Source organism: Corynebacterium sp. UMB0012, from assembly GCF_030216265.1.
In the GTDB taxonomy this organism is placed as follows: domain Bacteria; phylum Actinomycetota; class Actinomycetes; order Mycobacteriales; family Mycobacteriaceae; genus Corynebacterium.
Genome location: NZ_JASOKQ010000001.1, coordinates 123,363 through 140,531 on the forward strand (window position 1 = coordinate 123,363; position 17,169 = coordinate 140,531).

Annotated in this window: 16 protein-coding genes; 7 read left to right on the plus strand and 9 right to left on the minus strand. The window is 62.3% G+C overall.

What is annotated here, in order from left to right; all coding sequences use genetic code 11:
• Positions 1-78: 78 nt before the first annotated feature.
• Genes QP324_RS00590 through QP324_RS00600 form a run of 3 tightly spaced genes read right to left on the minus strand, consistent with a single transcriptional unit; the run spans position 79 to position 2,986 of the window.
• Positions 79-699, minus strand: a complete 621-nt coding sequence (locus tag QP324_RS00590) for an LUD domain-containing protein (RefSeq protein ID WP_284813883.1) — start codon at positions 697-699, stop codon at positions 79-81.
• Positions 696-2,201, minus strand: coding sequence for a lactate utilization protein B (locus QP324_RS00595; protein WP_239278031.1), 1,506 nt, complete (start codon positions 2,199-2,201; stop codon positions 696-698). Before QP324_RS00595 ends, QP324_RS00590 begins: the two co-directional genes overlap by 4 nt.
• Positions 2,201-2,986, minus strand: coding sequence for a (Fe-S)-binding protein (locus QP324_RS00600; protein ID WP_284813884.1), 786 nt, complete (start codon positions 2,984-2,986; stop codon positions 2,201-2,203). Before QP324_RS00600 ends, QP324_RS00595 begins: the two co-directional genes overlap by 1 nt.
• 210 nt (positions 2,987-3,196) lie before the next feature.
• Between QP324_RS00600 and argS the strand changes: the two genes are divergently transcribed.
• The 4 genes from argS (at position 3,197) to thrB (ending at position 8,660) form a co-directional block, all read left to right on the plus strand.
• The gene (gene argS / locus QP324_RS00605) at positions 3,197-4,849 is read left to right on the plus strand and encodes an arginine--tRNA ligase (protein WP_284813886.1); all 1,653 of its coding nucleotides are present in this window, start codon (positions 3,197-3,199) and stop codon (positions 4,847-4,849) included.
• Entirely contained in the window at positions 4,850-6,187 is a 1,338-nt protein-coding gene (gene lysA, locus QP324_RS00610) for a diaminopimelate decarboxylase (protein WP_239277944.1), read from the plus strand.
• Between the two features lie 175 nt (positions 6,188-6,362).
• Positions 6,363-7,706: a homoserine dehydrogenase gene (locus QP324_RS00615; RefSeq protein WP_284813888.1), complete on the plus strand. Its 1,344-nt coding sequence runs from the start codon at positions 6,363-6,365 to the stop codon at positions 7,704-7,706.
• Between the two features lie 24 nt (positions 7,707-7,730).
• A complete protein-coding gene (gene thrB, locus QP324_RS00620) occupies positions 7,731-8,660 on the plus strand; it encodes a homoserine kinase (RefSeq protein WP_284813889.1) in 930 nt (309 codons plus the stop codon).
• Here thrB and QP324_RS00625 read toward each other — a convergent pair.
• The 4 genes from QP324_RS00625 to QP324_RS00640 form a co-directional block, all read right to left on the minus strand.
• Positions 8,647-9,306, minus strand: coding sequence for a metalloregulator ArsR/SmtB family transcription factor (locus tag QP324_RS00625; RefSeq protein ID WP_284813891.1), 660 nt, complete (start codon positions 9,304-9,306; stop codon positions 8,647-8,649). The two genes, thrB and QP324_RS00625, sit on opposite strands and share 14 nt — an antisense overlap.
• 38 nt (positions 9,307-9,344) lie before the next feature.
• A complete protein-coding gene (locus tag QP324_RS00630; RefSeq protein ID WP_284813892.1) occupies positions 9,345-11,177 on the minus strand; it encodes an ATP-binding cassette domain-containing protein in 1,833 nt (610 codons plus the stop codon).
• 4 nt (positions 11,178-11,181) lie between these two features.
• The gene (gene modA, locus QP324_RS00635; RefSeq protein WP_284813894.1) at positions 11,182-11,946 is read right to left on the minus strand and encodes a molybdate ABC transporter substrate-binding protein; all 765 of its coding nucleotides are present in this window, start codon (positions 11,944-11,946) and stop codon (positions 11,182-11,184) included.
• Between the two features lie 68 nt (positions 11,947-12,014).
• The gene (locus QP324_RS00640) at positions 12,015-12,275 is read right to left on the minus strand and encodes a DUF2249 domain-containing protein (protein WP_239235769.1); all 261 of its coding nucleotides are present in this window, start codon (positions 12,273-12,275) and stop codon (positions 12,015-12,017) included.
• Positions 12,276-12,341: 66 nt separating this feature from the next.
• Here QP324_RS00640 and QP324_RS00645 point away from each other — a divergent pair, with 66 nt between their 5' ends.
• From QP324_RS00645 to QP324_RS00655, 3 genes are read left to right on the plus strand one after another with little or no spacing between them, the layout of a single operon-like run.
• Positions 12,342-13,421 (plus strand): hypothetical protein, encoded by a 1,080-nt coding sequence (locus QP324_RS00645; RefSeq protein WP_284813896.1) that lies wholly within the window; start codon positions 12,342-12,344, stop codon positions 13,419-13,421.
• Entirely contained in the window at positions 13,408-14,586 is a 1,179-nt protein-coding gene (locus QP324_RS00650; protein ID WP_284813898.1) for a beta-carotene 15,15'-monooxygenase, read from the plus strand. The genes QP324_RS00645 and QP324_RS00650 overlap by 14 nt, the downstream gene beginning before the upstream one ends.
• Positions 14,587-15,954, plus strand: coding sequence for a multicopper oxidase domain-containing protein (locus QP324_RS00655; RefSeq protein ID WP_284813900.1), 1,368 nt, complete (start codon positions 14,587-14,589; stop codon positions 15,952-15,954). It begins immediately after the preceding gene.
• A 144-nt stretch (positions 15,955-16,098) separates the two neighbouring features.
• On the opposite strand, the gene QP324_RS00660 is transcribed toward QP324_RS00655, so the two are convergent.
• Both QP324_RS00660 and moaC read right to left on the minus strand, forming a co-directional pair.
• Entirely contained in the window at positions 16,099-16,686 is a 588-nt protein-coding gene (locus tag QP324_RS00660; protein WP_284813902.1) for a molybdenum cofactor guanylyltransferase, read from the minus strand.
• The gene (moaC, locus tag QP324_RS00665) at positions 16,686-17,165 is read right to left on the minus strand and encodes a cyclic pyranopterin monophosphate synthase MoaC (protein ID WP_284813904.1); all 480 of its coding nucleotides are present in this window, start codon (positions 17,163-17,165) and stop codon (positions 16,686-16,688) included. Before moaC ends, QP324_RS00660 begins: the two co-directional genes overlap by 1 nt.
• Positions 17,166-17,169 lie beyond the last annotated feature (4 nt).

Below are 17,169 nucleotides of genomic sequence, written 5' to 3' on the forward strand. Positions count from 1 at the left end.
TTTTTTGATGCTTTTGGCATCATACTCACAGTAGGTGGGTGCCCTCACCGGCCGAGGCAGGAGAGGGGCTACGCAGTACTACTTAACGATGACAACGATGAGGTCACGCGGGCCGTGTACGCCCTCGACACGAGTGAGCTCGATATCGGAGGTAGCGGACGGGCCGGAGATCCAGGTCGCTGGCTTCTCCGGGTTCATGCGGGAGATGACCTCGGGGATGCCGTAGACGATCTCATTCTGGTGGACGATGCACAGGTGGCGGTCCGGAACCAGGGTCAGTGCGCGACGGCCGCAACGCTCGTCAGACTCGAGCACGATGGTGCCGGTCTGCGCGGAGGTGACGTGGGAATAAGTGACCACAGCGTCGGTCTCGTTCAGGGTGCGCGGATCGACGGACTTATCGTCCGGCTTGGCGTCGAAGCCCTCGAAGAGGGTGGCGTCCATGCCTTCGGCGTAACGAATGTCGTTGCACTCGCGGTCCTTGAGGATCGTGGCGATGGTCTGCTTGAGCTCGCTTTCCTCGGTGACGTGCACCTCGGCCTTGTAATCCTCGAGTCGGTCAATGAGCATATCGCGCAGCTCGTCCGCGTTCAGGGTGCCCTCGTGGTGGTAGTCGCGCGGGGCATCAACGTGGTCGGGCAAACCAGCCTGCTTCTGGGCGGAGCGGATGCGGCTTAGGATTTCCTGCTTTGCGTTCACTTTTTGGACTCCTCACGGGCCTCGGCAAGAAGCTCCTTGCCTTCTTCGGACTCGAACCACTGGCGGAAGGACTTCTTTGGCGGAACCGCGGTGTCGCGGCCCTCAGACCAACCGGACATAAACAGTGGCAGGGATTCGATGGTCTTGTTGGTACCACCCAAGATGCGGCCCAAGGCGACCATGTGGGTTGCCTTGTTCCACAGCTTCGGGTTGCTCCACAGAAGCTGAATGGTCTTGAAGAGCTTCGGCTCGATTGGTGGGGTGGCGTGGGTAACCTTCTGGTGGCGGTTTTCCAAAATGACGTCGGAAAGCGGAATCTTCACCGGGCACACCTCGTCGCAGCGGCCACACAGCGAGCACGCATAAGGCAGGCTGGCGGAAGGATCGTTGTGGTCCTTCATGCCGGTCAGCTGCGGCGTCAGGGAAATACCGATCGGGCCAGGGTAGACAGAGCCGTAGGCGTGGCCGCCGGCGCGCTCGTAGACTGGGCAAACATTCAGGCAAGCCGAGCAACGGATGCACTTGAGAGCCTGGTGACCAATCGGGGAGGACAGGGCCGCGGTACGGCCGTTATCCAGCAGCACCAAGTGGAAGTTCTGCGGGCCATCGCCCTCAGTAACGCCGGACCACATGGAGGTGTATGGATTCATGCGCTCTGCCGTGGAAGAACGCGGCAGCAGCTGGAGGAAGACCTCCAGGTCCTGGAAGGTAGGAACCAGCTTTTCGATGCCCATCACGGTAATGAGGGTCTCCGGCAGGGTAAGGCACATGCGGCCATTGCCCTCGGACTCCACGATGTTGATGGTGCCGGTTTCTGCTACACCGAAGTTGGCGCCGGAAATGGCAACCTTGGCCTGCATGAACTGCTCGCGCAGGAACTGGCGGGAAGCCTCGGCCAACTCTGCCGGCTCAGCCTGCAGGGTGTCATCGGTATTCGGCATCTTGTTGACGAAGATATCGCGAATCTCCGCACGGTTGCGGTGGATAGCCGGAACCAGAATGTGGGACGGCTTATCCTCACCTAGCTGCACGATGAGCTCGGCCAGGTCGGTCTCGCGAGCATTGATGCCCGCGGCCTCCAGGTGTTCATTCAAGCCGATTTCCTGGGTGGCCATGGACTTAACCTTGACCACATCGGTCTCGCCGGTAGCGCGAATCAGACCCTCAATGATCTGGTTAGCTTCCTTGGCATCGCGTGCCCAGTGGACGATGCCGCCGCGAGCCTTGACTGCCTCTTCGAACTGCTCGAGCAGTTCTGGCATGCGAGCGGCAACATCTTCCTTGATGGCGGAACCCGCAGCGCGCAGCTCCTGCCAATCGTCCAGCTCCTCCACAGCGTTGGAGCGCTTCTCACGAATGGAGGTGGTGGCGTGTTGCAGGTTGTGGCGCTGGGTGGCGTTATTCAGACCAACGTGTGCCAGGGGAACAAAGGCCTTGCTGCCACGCAGGTTGCCGTAGCCTTCCGGCGCGCGTGGTGGGGTGGTATCGAGGAAAGAGGTCATTAGAGCATCGTCTCCTTGGAGTAAGCGGCGGAGGTCGGAGTCCATGGGTGCTCCTTGGTGGAAGCCAAAATCTCAGCCATGTGCACGGCGCGGACGCCGGAACGCTGGCGGCTCAGGGCACCACCGATGTTCATGAGGCAAGAAGAGTCACCGCCGGTGACGAACTCAGCCTCAGTCTCCTTGATGTGGCGAGTCTTGTCGGTGACCATCGCGCGGGATACCTCTGCGTTCTTGATGGCGAAGGTGCCGCCGAAGCCACAGCATTCTTCCTTATTGGGAAGTGTGACCAGGTCAATTCCTTCTACTTCTTGGAGAAGCTGTAGTGGGCGGTCTCCTAGCTTCAAAAAGCGCAGGCCGTGGCAGGAGGGGTGGTACGTCACGCGGTGGGGGAAGAATGCGCCGACATTGGTCACACCGGCGATATCCACTAGGAATTCCGGGAGATCCAAGGTCTTCTGAGTGGTCTTGCGCGCGCCGTCGACGTCGGCGGAGTTGCCAAATCGGTCAGCGATGCGCTCGTGCTGCTCGCGAACGGCGCCGACGCAGGAGCCGGAGGCCGCGACGACATAATCAATGGAGGGGTCGGCAAAGGCATCCGCATAGGAGCGGATCATTCCCAGGGTTTCCTTCTGATAGCCGGTATTGATGTGCATCTGGCCGCAGCAGGTCTGTTCCTCCGGGAAGACCACCTCGTGGCCCAAGCGGGAGAGAACCAGTGCCGTTGCCTTTTGTACGTCCGGGAAAAGGGCGTCACCAATGCAAGTGGAAAATAGCGCAATGCGCATACGGTGCTCCTCGTTGATTTTTTACATGGGGTAGGCACGACCTTACTCCCTTTAAGTAGTACGTGCGTAATGCGTCCCCCGCTTGACCAGCAATTATTTCGCAATATTAGTGTTGTAGAAAACTGCTATCCACCGTTTGCGCTGCAAAGGGGAGTATTCTGGCGCGGCCCTTTTCACACTTGACTTTTCAGTCCACTAGAATCGTGCGACATGACACCAGCTGATTTGGCCACATTGATTAAAGAAACTGCCGTTAAGGTCATGCAAAGCCATGAGCTTGATTCCTCTGTCTTGCCAGAAACGGTAACCGTTGAGCGTCCGCGCAACCCTGAGCACGGCGATTATGCCACCAACGTGGCGCTGCAGGTGGCCAAGAAGGCCGGTGCTAATCCGCGCGAGCTAGGCGGCTGGTTGGCAGAGGCCTTGGCAGACAATGATGCCGTTGCCGAGGCTGACATTGCGGGACCTGGGTTCATTAATATTCGCCTCGCTGCCGACGCCCAGGGAGAAATCGTCGCTCAGATTCTCCGCGCAGGCAAGGAGTATGGCAATAATGATGCCTTTGCGGGCAAGAAAGTCAACCTAGAGTTTGTCTCCGCGAACCCGACCGGCCCGATCCACCTTGGCGGCACCCGTTGGGCGGCCGTAGGCGATTCCCTGGGCCGCGTGCTGGAGGCCTCTGGCGCGGAGGTTACCCGCGAGTATTACTTCAATGACCATGGCGGCCAGATTGACCGTTTCTCCCGTTCCCTGGTGGCTGCCGCGAAGGGCGAGCCGACTCCGGAGGATGGCTACGGTGGAGCCTATATCCAGGACATCGCCCAGGCTGTTGTGGAGAAGAACCCATCCGCGCTAGAGGGCAGCGACGAAGAGGTCCAGGAAGCTTTCCGCGCAGACGGCGTGGAGATGATGTTTGCGCAGATTAAGCAGTCCCTGCACGAGTTTGGCGTGGACTTTGATGTCTACTTCCACGAGAACTCCCTCTTTGACTCCGGTGCTGTGGATGCAGCGTTGGAAAAGCTCAAGGCCGAAGGCCATATGTACGAGGCCGAGAATGCGTGGTGGCTCAAGTCCACCGACTATGGCGACTCCAAGGACCGCGTGGTGGTCAAGTCCGATGGCAATGCAGCCTATATTGCAGGTGACATTGCCTACGTGGCCGATAAGTTTGATCGCGGCCACGATTTGAATATCTACATGCTGGGCGCAGACCACCACGGCTATGTGCCGCGTTTGAAGGCGGCAGCGGCTGCCCTAGGCTACGACGCCGATGCCGTCGAGGTTCTTATCGGCCAGCTGGTTAACCTCATGCGTGATGGCAAGCCGGTGCGCATGTCTAAGCGCGCAGGCACGGTCATCACCATGGAGGATCTCGTCGCCGCCATTGGCGTGGATGCTTCGCGCTATTCCCTGGTGCGCTCTTCCGTGGATCAAACCATCGATATTGACTTGGGCCTGTGGGAGACGCAGTCTTCCGATAATCCCGTCTACTACGTGCAGTACGGCCACGCCCGCCTGTGCTCTATCGGCCGCAAGGCAGCCGAGCTGGGCGTCGATGCGGAAGGCGCGGATCTTTCCTTGCTCACCCATGATCGCGAGGGCGACCTCATCCGCACCCTGGGTGAGTTCCCAGCCGTGGTGGAGGAAGCCGCGCAGCTGCGCGAGCCGCACCGCATCGCCCGTTATGCCGAGGACCTCGCCGCGGTATTCCACCGCTTCTATGACTCCTGCCAGGTCCTGCCCAAGGCTGGCGAGGATGAAGCTCCTATCCATGGTGCCCGCCTCGCGCTGGCACAAGCCTCCCGCGTGGTCTTGGCCAATGCCTTGACCATGGTGGGCGTGAGCACCCCGGAGAAGATGTAAGTGGCGGATTTCAATGAGCTGCCGGCCCACGTCTGGCCGCGCAATGCAAAGCGCGAGGAAGACGGCGTAGTAACCATTGCTGGTGTTCCGCTGCCGGATTTGGCGGAGGAATTCCAGACCCCGCTCTATGTCTTCGATGAAGATGACTTCCGGTCCCGCTGCCAGGACATGGCCCGCGCTTTCGGTGGACCCGAGCACGTGCACTATGCCTCCAAGGCATTCATCTCAAAGAAGATCGTGAACTGGGTCAATGAGGAAGGCCTGTGCTTGGACGCGGCCTCGCTCAATGAGCTCAAGATTGCCTTGGCCGCAGAGTTCCCGGCCGAGCGCATCACCACGCACGGCAACAATAAGGACGATGAGTACCTGCGTTTGTGCGTAGACGCCGGCGTGGGCCACGTGGTCATTGACAACGAGCTCGAGCTGGAAGAACTTAATCGCATTGCGGGCGAGGCCGGCAAGGTCCAGCCGGTGATGATCCGCGTCAAGCCGGGTGTTGATGCGCATACGCACGAATTCATCGCCACGGCGCATGAGGATCAAAAGTTCGGTATTTCGCTCGCCACGGGCGCGGCCTTTGCTGCTGCCAAGCGTTGCTTGGAGGCGGACAACCTGCACCTGAGCGGCCTGCACTGCCACGTGGGATCCCAGGTTTTTAATGCGGAGGGATTCAAACTTGCCGCGGAGCGCGTCATGGGGCTGTACCGCCAGATTTATACCGAGCTGGGTGTGACGCTGGAAGAGCTCGATCTAGGCGGCGGCTTTGGTATTCCCTACATGCCCTATGAGGAGGCGCTGGATATCGAGCGCGTGGCCGGCGATATGCTCGGCGCGGTCAAGCACACCGCAGAGGAGTTGGGCATTGAGGCACCCTTCCTCTTGGTGGAACCGGGTCGCTCCTTGGTCGCCGGCTCGGCGGTGACCGTCTACCGCGTGGGTACCGTTAAGGATGTAGAAACTGGCAAGTCGGATCTGCCGCTGCGCCGCTATATCTCCGTCGATGGTGGAATGTCAGATAATATCCGGCCTGCGCTTTACGGTTCGGCCTATGACGTGCGCGTGGTCAACCGCTTTAGTGATGGGGAAGAGGTGCCTTCCCGCGTGGTGGGCTTCCATTGCGAGTCCGGCGATATTCTCCTTGAGGACGGCGAGCTGCCCAATGATATCCAGCCGGGAGACTTGATCGCCTTTGCTGCTACCGGTGGCTACCAGTACATGATGTCCTCGCGCTATAACGGTGCGGTGCGCCCGGCGGTCGTCGCCACGCGCGTGGGCCAGACCAAGCCCATGCTGCGCCGCGAGACCATCGAGGATCTTCTTTCCTTAGAGGTGGATTAACCTCCATCCTTCAGTCCCCGTTACATGGCGGAATTTAATTCACGCCCTGTGACGGGGACTTTTCTATTAATGGCTCTATTTAGGGCGAAAGTAGACAGCTTGTTCTGTATAGTGTCCTGTATCCGCAATTAGCGGGCACTAAACCTTTACCCCAACCGCACAATGGAGACGGATTATGGCTGCATCGACTAGCGAGCTTCAGGCACACGAGCATTCCGGCAAGGGCGAGGGCGAGACCGTTGGTATCGCGCTGCTGGGCTTCGGCACCGTTGGTGCTGAGGTCTTTCGCCTGCTAGGAGAGAATGCTCATGCCTTTGCTCACCGCATCGGTGGCCCAGCCGAGATTCGCGGCATCGCCATCCACAATAAAAATAAGCTGCGCCCGGGTGTGCCCAAGGAGCTTTTGACCGATGACGCCAAGGCGCTCGTCGCCCGCGATGATATCGACCTCGTGGTTGAGGTTATCGGCGGTATCGACTTCCCACGCGAGCTGGTGCTCGCCGCACTCAATTCCGGAAAGTCGGTGGTGACCGCCAATAAGGCCCTGGTGGCCGCGCACGCAGACGAGCTGGCGGAGGCCGCCGACCGCGCCGGCGTGGACCTCTACTTTGAGGCTGCCGTGGCCGCCGCGATCCCGGTGGTAGGCATGCTGCGCCGCTCCCTGGCCGGCGATCAGGTAGAGCGCATCTCCGGCATCGTCAATGGCACCACCAACTTCATCTTGGACGCGATGGAGTCCACGGGCGCTTCCTATGATGAAGCGTTAGCGGAGGCTACCCGCTTGGGTTATGCCGAGGCCGATCCCACTGCGGATGTAGAGGGCCATGACGCCGCCTCTAAGGCCGCCATCATGGCGTCTTTGGGTTTCCACACCCGCGTGAAGTTTGAGGACGTCCACTGCGAGGGCATTACCAAGGTCACCGCCGCGGATATCGCCGCCGCTAATGATGCCGGCTATTCCATCAAGCTGCTGGCCATTTGCGAGCGCCTTAAGCGTGCGGATGGCTCCGGGGCGGTCAATGCCCGCGTGCACCCCACGTTGGTGCCCAAGGAGCACCCGCTGGCTTCCGTGAGCGAGTCCTATAATGCCATCTTCGTCGAGGCTGAGGCCGCAGGTTCCCTGATGTTCTACGGCAACGGCGCGGGCGGCAATCCTACGGCTTCTGCCGTGCTTGGCGACGTCGTCGGGGCAGCCCGCAATATCGTCCACGGCGGCCGCGCACCGGGCGAGAATACCTATGCCAACCTGCCTATCGCAGACTTCGGTGAGGTAGAAACCCGCTACCACATCGATATGGAAGTCCAAGACCGCACCGGTGTGCTGGCCGCCATCTCCGCCGTCTTTGCCGATAATGGCGTTTCCCTGCGCACCGTGCGCCAGGAAGACGGCGAGGACACCGCCCGCCTCATCGTGGTCACCCATGCCGCGAAGGAGGCCACCTTGGACACCATTGTGGCTGCCCTGGGCGAGCTCGAAGAGGTCAAGGCCGTTCATTCCGTAATCCGCCTCGGCAGCTAGCCCGGCCAAATAGACTGGACAGCTATGAGTATCGAAGTTGAAGTCGGCACTAAAGCCATCGTGACCGTTCCCGCCTCCACGGCGAACCTGGGCCCAGGATATGACACCTTGGGCATGGCGTTGAGCCTGTATGACACCGTCGAGGTAGAGGTAACCGCCTCGGGCCTTACGGTGGAAATTTTCGGCGAGGGCACAGAAGACCTTCCGCGCGATGGCTCCCACTTGGTGGTCAAGGCGATTCGCTCCGCACTCTCGGCGGCCGACGCCACCGTGCCCGGCCTGCGCGTGGTCTCGCATAATAATATCCCGCAGTCGCGCGGCCTGGGCTCTTCCGCCTCCGCCGCGGTGGCGGGCGTGGCCGCCGGCAATGCGCTGGCGGGAAGCCCGCTGACCCAAGAGCAAGTGGTGCAGCTTTCTTCCGCCTTTGAGGGCCACCCCGATAATGCGGCCGCCTCCGTGTTGGGTGACGCCGTGGTGTCGTGGACCAATGTCCCTGTCGACGGCCATTCTTTGCCGGACTACCGCGCCGCGTCCATCAAGGTACACGAAGATATCCGCGCCACCGCGCTCGTGCCAGACTTCCACGCCTCCACCCAGGCGGTGCGCCGCGTCCTGCCGTCGCACGTGACGCATTCGGATGCGGCGTTCAACGTCTCGCGCACCGCGGTCCAGGTGGCGGCGTTGCAGAACTACCCGGATCTCCTGTGGGAGGGAACCCGCGATCGCTTGCACCAGCCGTACCGCGCGGATGTGCTTCCAGTGACCGCGGAGTGGGTGAACCGCTTGCGCAATCGCGGCTATGCGGCCTACCTATCCGGCGCCGGCCCCACCGTCATGGTGTTGCACACCGAGGAAATTGAGGAAAGCATTCTTGCCGACGCCCGCGAGCAAAACCTCCGCGTCATCGACCTCACCGTGGCCGGCCCCGTCCGCGTGGAGCTTACGCAGGTTTAATTTTTAGCCGGCACACGTTGGGGCGCTGGCGCGGCACCAAGGTGATCGAGGTGTCATCATGGCTGGTTTCTTGCAGGAAGCCGGCGTGTACCGCGCACAGGAATGGCGAAGGCTCAATCCCCGAAGAGACAAACGGGCAAGCATGAAGCTCGATGTCGGTTGAATCGGGTTTGGTGGCAGGATCAAAGCCCATATCGCGCAGGGTGGCAAAGAGCGTATCGAGCGCACCATCGGAGGCATCTGCGCCCGCGGCGCGCGCCCAGCGTCGCCCGATCTCGAGGGCCTTGGCCGAGGCGGCGTCATCAAGCTCTTCCTTATCCGCCAGCATCGTGGTCAGCACTTCCACCAAGGTGATGTATTCCTCTGCCACCGCTTTATTATCTGGAATGCGGGCTTGGAAGATGAGGGAGGGACGCCCGCGGCCCTTACTCGGCGCGGATACTACATTGACGGCCCCAGCGTTGACCAGTTCATCGATGTGTCCGCGAGCGGTGTTGACGTGCATGCCTAGTTCCTCGGCTACGGTGCCGGCCTTGGCGCCTTCGGGGTGGCGTTGCACAGCGGTGAGGACCTCGCGCTGCTTGGGTGAGAGGTTGAGGGCCTCAGGAAAAAGTTCGGTGGTGGGCCGGGGAAGTGAATCAGGCATGGTAGAAATCCGCCTTGGGGTCTGCGAATACAGAAAAACTAGTTGGAGTGGACAAAAACGTGTGCTCTAGATATCGCTAAGGATACGATGTTACCCACCGCGACGCCTAAAGCGAACTCGCGGTCTACCGGTACTGTAGCCTCTTGGCCGCCCAGATCAACGCGCAGCTGCGCCGCTGCGAGGCTGGTGGCCTCGACTGCAAGGACGCGCGCTGCCCATTGATTGCAGGCCTCTGGCGCTGCGCCAATTGTGGCCGCCTGCGGGTCAAAGGTCACCGCCACCTTCTGCCCGGGCTCAAAAGACGTATGCTCCGTGGTCGCCAGAACGGAAATATCGCCGCACGCGACCTCGACGGCGGAGGCGCCGATCGCGGTCACGGTTCCTTCGAGGCGGTTGAGACCCGCTAGCGCCGCAACGAAGCCCGTCGGCGGTGCCTCGAGCAGCAGCGCGGTTGCGCCGTGCGCCCGCACTTGACCGGATTCCATGACCAGCATGTCCTGCGCCAGGTGCGCAATATCGAGCGCATCATGGGTAACAAGCAGCGTGGTACGGTCTGCGCGGGCCGCGTGCAAGAAGCGGCGCCACCTCTCGGCCGATGTCACATCGACTGCGGCAAGGGGTTCGTCCACAATCAAGACCGCCGGCCGTGCGGCTAGCGCGCGCACCAGCGCCACGTGGGCGGCTTGGCCGCCAGACAGGGCGGGAACGGGGACGTCGGCAAGCTCGTGCAATCCCGCCGCCGCCAGGAGCTCCTGCGCACGGGCTTTATCGCGGGTGACCATGGCGACCGCCTGCACGACCGTCGAACGCGGCGGCAAGCCCGGACGCTGGGTGAGCAAGACGATGTCGGCGTGCTCCGGGGATACCTCCCCGCCGCTCAGGCGCCCGGCAATGCGCCCCATCAGGGTCGTCTTGCCGGAACCATTCGGGCCCACCACGGCCGTAATGGCGCGCGGGGAAAAATCCGTGCGCACACCGTCGACGGTCACAGACAGTGCCGGCTCATCGGTGGGCCGGGTAAGGGCGCGGAGCTTATCGACGTCCATCTCATGCAACCGCCTGGCCTGCGCCTGGTAGCTTCGCCGCCGCAGGGCAGGCAGGCCCGCAAGCGCCAGGCAGGCCAAGGCCAACCCTATAAGCAGCGCGGAGAGCACGTACGCGCCATCCGCATCGACCTCGCGCTCCAAATAAATACCCAGGGGCATGGTGCGGGTAACCCCCGGCTGTGAGCCGGCAAAGGTCAGCGTCGTGCCAAATTCGCCCAGCGAGCGCGCGAAGGCCAACCCCGCGCCCGTAGCCAAGGCCGGGGCGATGGAGGGAAGGGTAATTTTGCCCAGGACCTCCCACCGGCCCAAGCCCACGCCGCGCGCAGAGGCGAGGATTTCCTGGTCCAGCTGGCGCAATGCCGAATCAACCGCGACCACCACAAAGGGCAGCGCCACAAAGGTCTGCGCCATAACGACCCCGGGGAAGGCGAAGGCGAGGTGGATGCCTAGGGCGTCGAGAAGCGGGGCCAGGTACCCCTTGCGGCCAAAGGCTGCGGTAAGGGCCAAGCCGCCCACCACCGGTGGCATGGCCAAGGGCAGGTAGACCAAGAGGCGCACTACGGAGCTGCCGCGGCCGAGCTGCTGCACCCACAATGCCAGCCCCAAGCCCAGCACGAGCGCAAGGATCATGGATTGGAAAGCGGCTGCCACTGAGATGAGCAGCATATCCCGGATCTCGTCGCGCGCGAGGTAGTCGCTAATGCGCGCCCATGGCACGCGCAGCCCAAGAGCGGCAACGGGGACGATGATGGTCGCCACCGCAATGAGGCCAATAAGGCCGATAAGAAGCGGGGCTTTGGGGCGAATCGGCTGGGGTGAGGACACAGAACTACTCCGCCGGGTTAAAGCCGCGGTCGCGCCAGGTGGACGCAAAGTCGCCGCTCAAGATATCGAGCACCGCGCGAGCCTGATCGGGGTGGGACGCATCCTTGGCTACGGCGCCCACGATCTGGTTAGAGAATTTCTCTGCCCCAGGAAGGTCAATCACCTCAACATCGTCGCCGGCCGCGGCGGCATCGGTGGAGTAGACCCACCCTGCATCGGCCTCGCCCGAGGCAACCTTGCCTAATACGTCAGCCACCTGGCGCTCTTGGGAGGAAGGGTGGACGTCCAGGTGCTTATCGTCGATGATCTGGGAGGAGATATCGCCACAGGGAACTTGGGGATCGCACAGCACGAAGTGGTGGGAGCGGGCGAGATCCTCCACTGACTGGATTCCCGCCGGGTTGCCCTTGGGTACAACCATGACCATGACATTGGTGGCAAGCACCTCGGGCGTGGCAACCGTGCCATCCTGCACCGCCTTATCCATGGTCTTTTTCGATGCCGTGAGGAGAAGATCAGCCGGGGCGCCTTCGCGCAGCTTGCTTACCAAATCGGAGGAGCCGCCATTTTCAAAGTTCAGATTTACCGGCGGTGTGAGCTGGCCTGCGCGCGAAGTGAGTTCGTCATTGATGACGCGGGTGGAGGATGCAGCCAGGACATTGAGCGTGGGAGCATCCGCGTCCTGGGCGGAGGTCGTTGACGTTGGGGGAGCGCAGGCCGCTAGGGCGAATGCGAGGGCGGCGAGGAGTGCGGCGGCGCGCTTCTTCATCTGCGGAGGGCTCCTTCTACAGCGGAGAGTGTGACCTATCCAGGATAGCCCTCCGCCCCGGCAATGGTTTAGCTCACGCGAGTGAACTTGATGTGGAAATCGTTTTCTTCTTCCTTGAGGTAGTCCAGCTCGAAGTTCTCCTCGCGAGCCTCGACCTCCTTGAGCAGGGGAACCGGATTATGCGGGGCGATGAGGATCATTGCTTCGCCCACGTTGAGGGTGCCGAGTGCGCCGTGGATGGCGCCGTGGCGAACGGCGTGCGGAATTTCGGAGGCATTCAGAGTTGGGATGGAGTGTGGCTTATTGGCATCGGAGATGGGTAGTTGCATAGCGAGTGGTCCTTTCTTAAGGGGTGCGAGTTTCGCTCTGTTAGCAATATTAGTACGATAAAACCCGTGCAAAACAATAGCGTGGCGCATCGCCTCATCTTCCTCGCCTTCGCAGGACTGTCCCTGCTGGTAGGTCTGGTTGCGGGTGCCACCCTCTTGGGGCTGAATGTTACCCCGGGAGCGTCCTTCGCCGCCGACCACGGACCGCTCATGGTCTTCGGTTTCGTGGGCGGAGCCATCGGCCTTGAGCGCACCGTTGCCGTGCGCACCTCCTGGGCATGGGCCGGGCCCGTGTGCCACGTTGTCGGCGTAATGGGCATTCTCGCCGGCCTGCCGCGGGCGGTCCCCGCAGTGTGCTTTGCCGCCAGCTTCCTCGTCCTTGGCTTCATTTACGCCACCATCTATCGCCGTCAGGCGAGCCTTGCGATCTTGGTGCAGGCAGCCGGAGTAATCGGGGGAGTAGCAGCCGCCGCCCTATGGGCCATGGGGCCGGGGTTCACCGCGGCGATGCCGCTGTGCGTCCTCTACGCCGTGGCCACCATCATCGGCGAGCGCATGGAACTAGCGCGCGTCACCATGGCCGGAACCCGCGCCGAAAACCACCTCACCCTCCTGGTTCTGGGGCTGGCGGCGGCCGCTGTCATCTACGTGCTTGCCCCAGCGGTGGGCTATCGCGCGATGGGCTTGATGCTCATTGCCATCGCTGCGGCCACCGCGCGGGTGGACGTGGCCAAGAATCTGGTGCGCTCTCACGGCCTGCCGCGCTACTCGGCGGCGTGCATGTTGGCCGGCTACGGCTGGCTCGCTCTCGGCGGCTACCTCTGGCTGCTGCACGGACAGTCCACCGGCTTTGCCTATGATGCCTCAGTGCACGCCATCTTCTTGGGCTTTGTCATGTCCATGATTTTCGCGCACGCACCTATCATCTTCACCTCCGTTATCCGCCGCCGATTGCCGTACCGCCCGGTGCTCTATGTGCCGGTGGCGCTCTTACATGGCGGCCTCGCGCTGCGCATCCTTGCCGATTGCGCCGAGCACACCTCGGCCCTCCACACCGGCGGGGTGGTTACGATATTCGCTGTGTTAATTTTTCTCGCCTGCGGCATTGCCTTGACTGCGAAGGAGGGGCGACGTGCGCATTCATGACGTATCCCTGGCCGCGCGCGGCCGCTGGCATACCCTGAGCGCCGCCCTTATCGGCTTGTGGATCCTTACCGGTCTCGGCCTGCTCATTGCTGCATCCTTGGGCGCTCCTGTGGCGTGGTGGGATATCATCCATCCCTTCACCATTGGTGCGCTGACCACGGCAATCATCGTCTTTTCCACTCATTTCACCGAGGCCTTGACCCGGACTGCGGGCGGGGACTATCGGGGCGTCGGCAGTCGCGTGGGCCTTGTGCAGCTCGGGCTTATCCTGCTGCTCATTGATAGGGCGGGGTATGACTGGGGCCCGCTTGCCGACGCCGCCTCTGCCCTCATCATCGCCGCCCTCACCTGGCACCTGTGGTTCATCGCGCGGCGCCTGCGCGGCTCATTGTCTGGTTCTTTTGCCGTGACCGTGCCCTTTTATATCGCGGCGTCCGTGTTCATGATTGCCTCCGTGGTGCTGGTCATCCTCAGCGGTAATGGGGTAGGCGAGTATTCCCTCCTCGTCGGCGCCCACTCGCGCGGCATGATCTGGGGCTTCGCGTGGCTTACCGTCATCGGCACCGTGGTCACGTTGCTCCCCACGCTATCGGCCACCGCGATTTCGCCCACCGCTCGCGCGCGATGTACTCGCGCGCTCATCGTGCACTGCGTTGGCTTGTCCCTGGCGATGGCGCTGTATGCGGTGGGCCTTACCCGCGCCGCAGGCGTGGCCCAACTGCTCGTGGTCCTGGCGGCGGTGCTCATCATCCAGCCGGTGCTTGCCACCGTTATGGGGCGCTCGCCGCGGCTGACCACCGCCACCGTGGCCGTTATCGCCGGACTGCTGTGGATGCTGGCGCTGTGTGCCGGTGACGCCATTTCCGCAGCGGTGGGCGCCTACCCGCGCACCATCACGCTGGTTTTGTTGCCTGCCTTCCTCGGCGCCGGCCTCTTGCAGTTGGTCACCGGCGTCCTTCACCACTTGCTACCCATTCTTACCGGCGCACGCCCTAATACCGCGGAGCGCACCGGCTACGCCCGTCTGCTGCTCATCAACCTGGGCGGACTGCTGACATTGCTGGGCGCTACCGTGGCCGGGCTTATCATGATGGGGATAGGCCTTGCCGCCAACGTTATCGCCGTCGGCCGAGCCATCTACCTTAAGAAAAGACTGGAGAGTTAAATGCTGAGCGTTTCTTCCTCACAACCTGCGGACAAACCCGCACCCAAAGATTCCTCCTGGGCCTCGTGGCTGCTCATTGGCATCGCGCTGGCGGCGGTCATCGCGCTCGCGGTGGTCAATTCCACTGGTAAGGGTTCGGAGTCCGCAGCACCGGTATCCTCTGGCGAAACGCAGACCGTTGACGTGGGCGTAGACGGCATGGCCTTTACCCCCTCGTCCATCGATATCGAGCCCGGCACCCACCTGGTGGTCAACTTCACCAACTCCGGCGACCAAGTCCATGACTTAAAGATTGGCGACGCCGAAACCGGCCGCGTCGACCCCGGCGAGACCGTCCAACTCGACGCCGGAGTCATCGACTCCTCCGAGGAAGGCTATTGCACCATCGCCGGCCACAAGATGCAGGGCATGACCTTCCAGGTCAACGTGGGAGACGGGGCCGCTGCAGGACATGACCATGCGGTGTCTTCTGCTAGCAACCCGCACGTAGACGTGCCAACCGCCGCCGAACTCGGCGCACAACGCGACGATTTTTCCGCCTTCGACGCCTCTTTGCAGCCGGCCGCTGAGACGAAGACGCACAAAGAGACCTGGACGATGACCGAGGAAGTCGTGGAGGTTGCCCCCGGCATCAAGCAGATGCGCTGGCTCTTCAATGGTCAAGCTCCTGGTCCCACCCTGCGTGGCAAGGTGGGCGATAAGTTCGAAATCACCATCAAGAACGAGGGCTCCATGGCCCACTCCATTGATTTCCACGCCGGCGAGGTCAACCCAGATAAGACCATGAAATCCATCCAGCCGGGCGAGGAATTGACCTACAAGTTCACCGCAAATCGCTCCGGCATCTGGATGTATCACTGCTCCACTATGCCCATGTCCCTTCACATCGCCAACGGCATGGCCGGCAATGTCATCATCGATCCGCCGGACCTCAAGCCCGTTGACGCGGAGTATAACTTCATGGCTACCGATGTCTTCCTGGGCGAGGAATCCACCGGCGCCGACGCCCAGCGCGTTGCCGACGGCCGTTTCGACCTGATGGCCTTCAATTACTACCCTGGCCAATACGATGCAGAGCCCATCAAAGCCAAGGTAGGCGATACCGTCCGCCTGTGGCTGACCAATCTAGGCCCCGACCAACCGCTGAGCTTCCATGTTGTAGGCGAACAATTCGATACCGCCTACAAGGAAGGCGCCTACCTCATCAAGAATGAAGACTCCACCGGTTCACAAGCCCTTGACCTCCTCCCGGCGCAAGGAGGATTCGTCGAGATGACCTTCAACGAGCCCGGTACCTATTCCTTTGTCAATCACATCATGACTAACGCGGAGAAGGGCCAGCACGGCAAGTTCATCGTTACCGAGTAGCTCTCTCCCGCGGTTCGGCCCCTGCCCCTCCCGCCCTTCGCGCTCACCAGCGACCGTTCTTGGTCATATTTCATGCCCGCCGTGAGCGCGAAGGGCGGGAAAGCGGAGACTTCTCCCTTGGCGCTCACGGGCGGAGGTGGAGGACTAGCTGAGCGGCTGCCGGTGAGCGCGAAGGGCGGTGGGCCGAGGGAACGCTGGAACCTCGCGCAGCTCCGCACGGGTGTCGTAGTCGCGTTCGGCGCCGGTGCCGGGAATCTCGATGAAGTTGGCGCCACGGATGAGGCGGCGAACGGAGACATTCCGAGTCGTAGGAAGGGATTCGAGCTGAGCGTGGAGCGCGGGAGCGCGCCAGAGGGAACACAGCGGCTGGAGGTAGCCGTCGGCGGCGCGGGTGAGTACGGCATCGGCCGTGGAGGAAGCGAGGGTCGAGCGCAGACGGGGAAGCAGCAGCGGCGAATCGGGGGCATCCACGGCGAAGAGGGCGAGCTCGGAGCAGTGGGATAACGCCTGGGCGCCGGCCGCGATGCCGGCGACGGGACCACCGTAGAGCGGTGACTCGCACACCTGGGGCAGGCCGAGGCGATGCGGGGAGACGGCTACGGTCGGGGTGCCGTAGGGAAGCTGGGCAAGCAGGCGGTCGATAAAGCGCGTGCCGTGGGCAAAAAGGGAGGCCTTATCGGCGCCGCCCATGCGCCTGCCGTGACCGCCGGCGAGGATGACCGCGCCGAGCATTAGGACTCCGGGAGGGTGCGGGACCAGTCCCCGGAGCGGCCGCCGGATTTCGCCACGATTCCGCAGCGGCGGATATACGCGGAGCGATCCACGCCCTTGACCATGTCGATAATGGCGAGCGCGGAGACATTTACGGCCGTAAGCGCCTCCATTTCCACGCCGGTGCGGTCGGCGGTGCGGACGGTGGCGGAGATGGAAACGTGGTCGTCGGCAAGCGTGAGCTCTACCGTGCAGCCGTGCACGCCGATGGTGTGTGCCAAGGGAAGTAGCTCGGGGACCTTCTTGGCGGCCGAAATTCCAGCAATGCGGGCTACCGCGAGGACATCGCCCTTGGGCACGGTGCCATCGCGCAGGGCGGCCATGACCTCGGGGGAACAGGCGACCTCGCCCTCCGCAGTGGCGGTGCGCACGGTGGGCTGCTTCTCGGTGACGTCGACCATGTAGGCGGCGCCGTCAGTGTTCAGGTGGGTAAATTCCATGGTT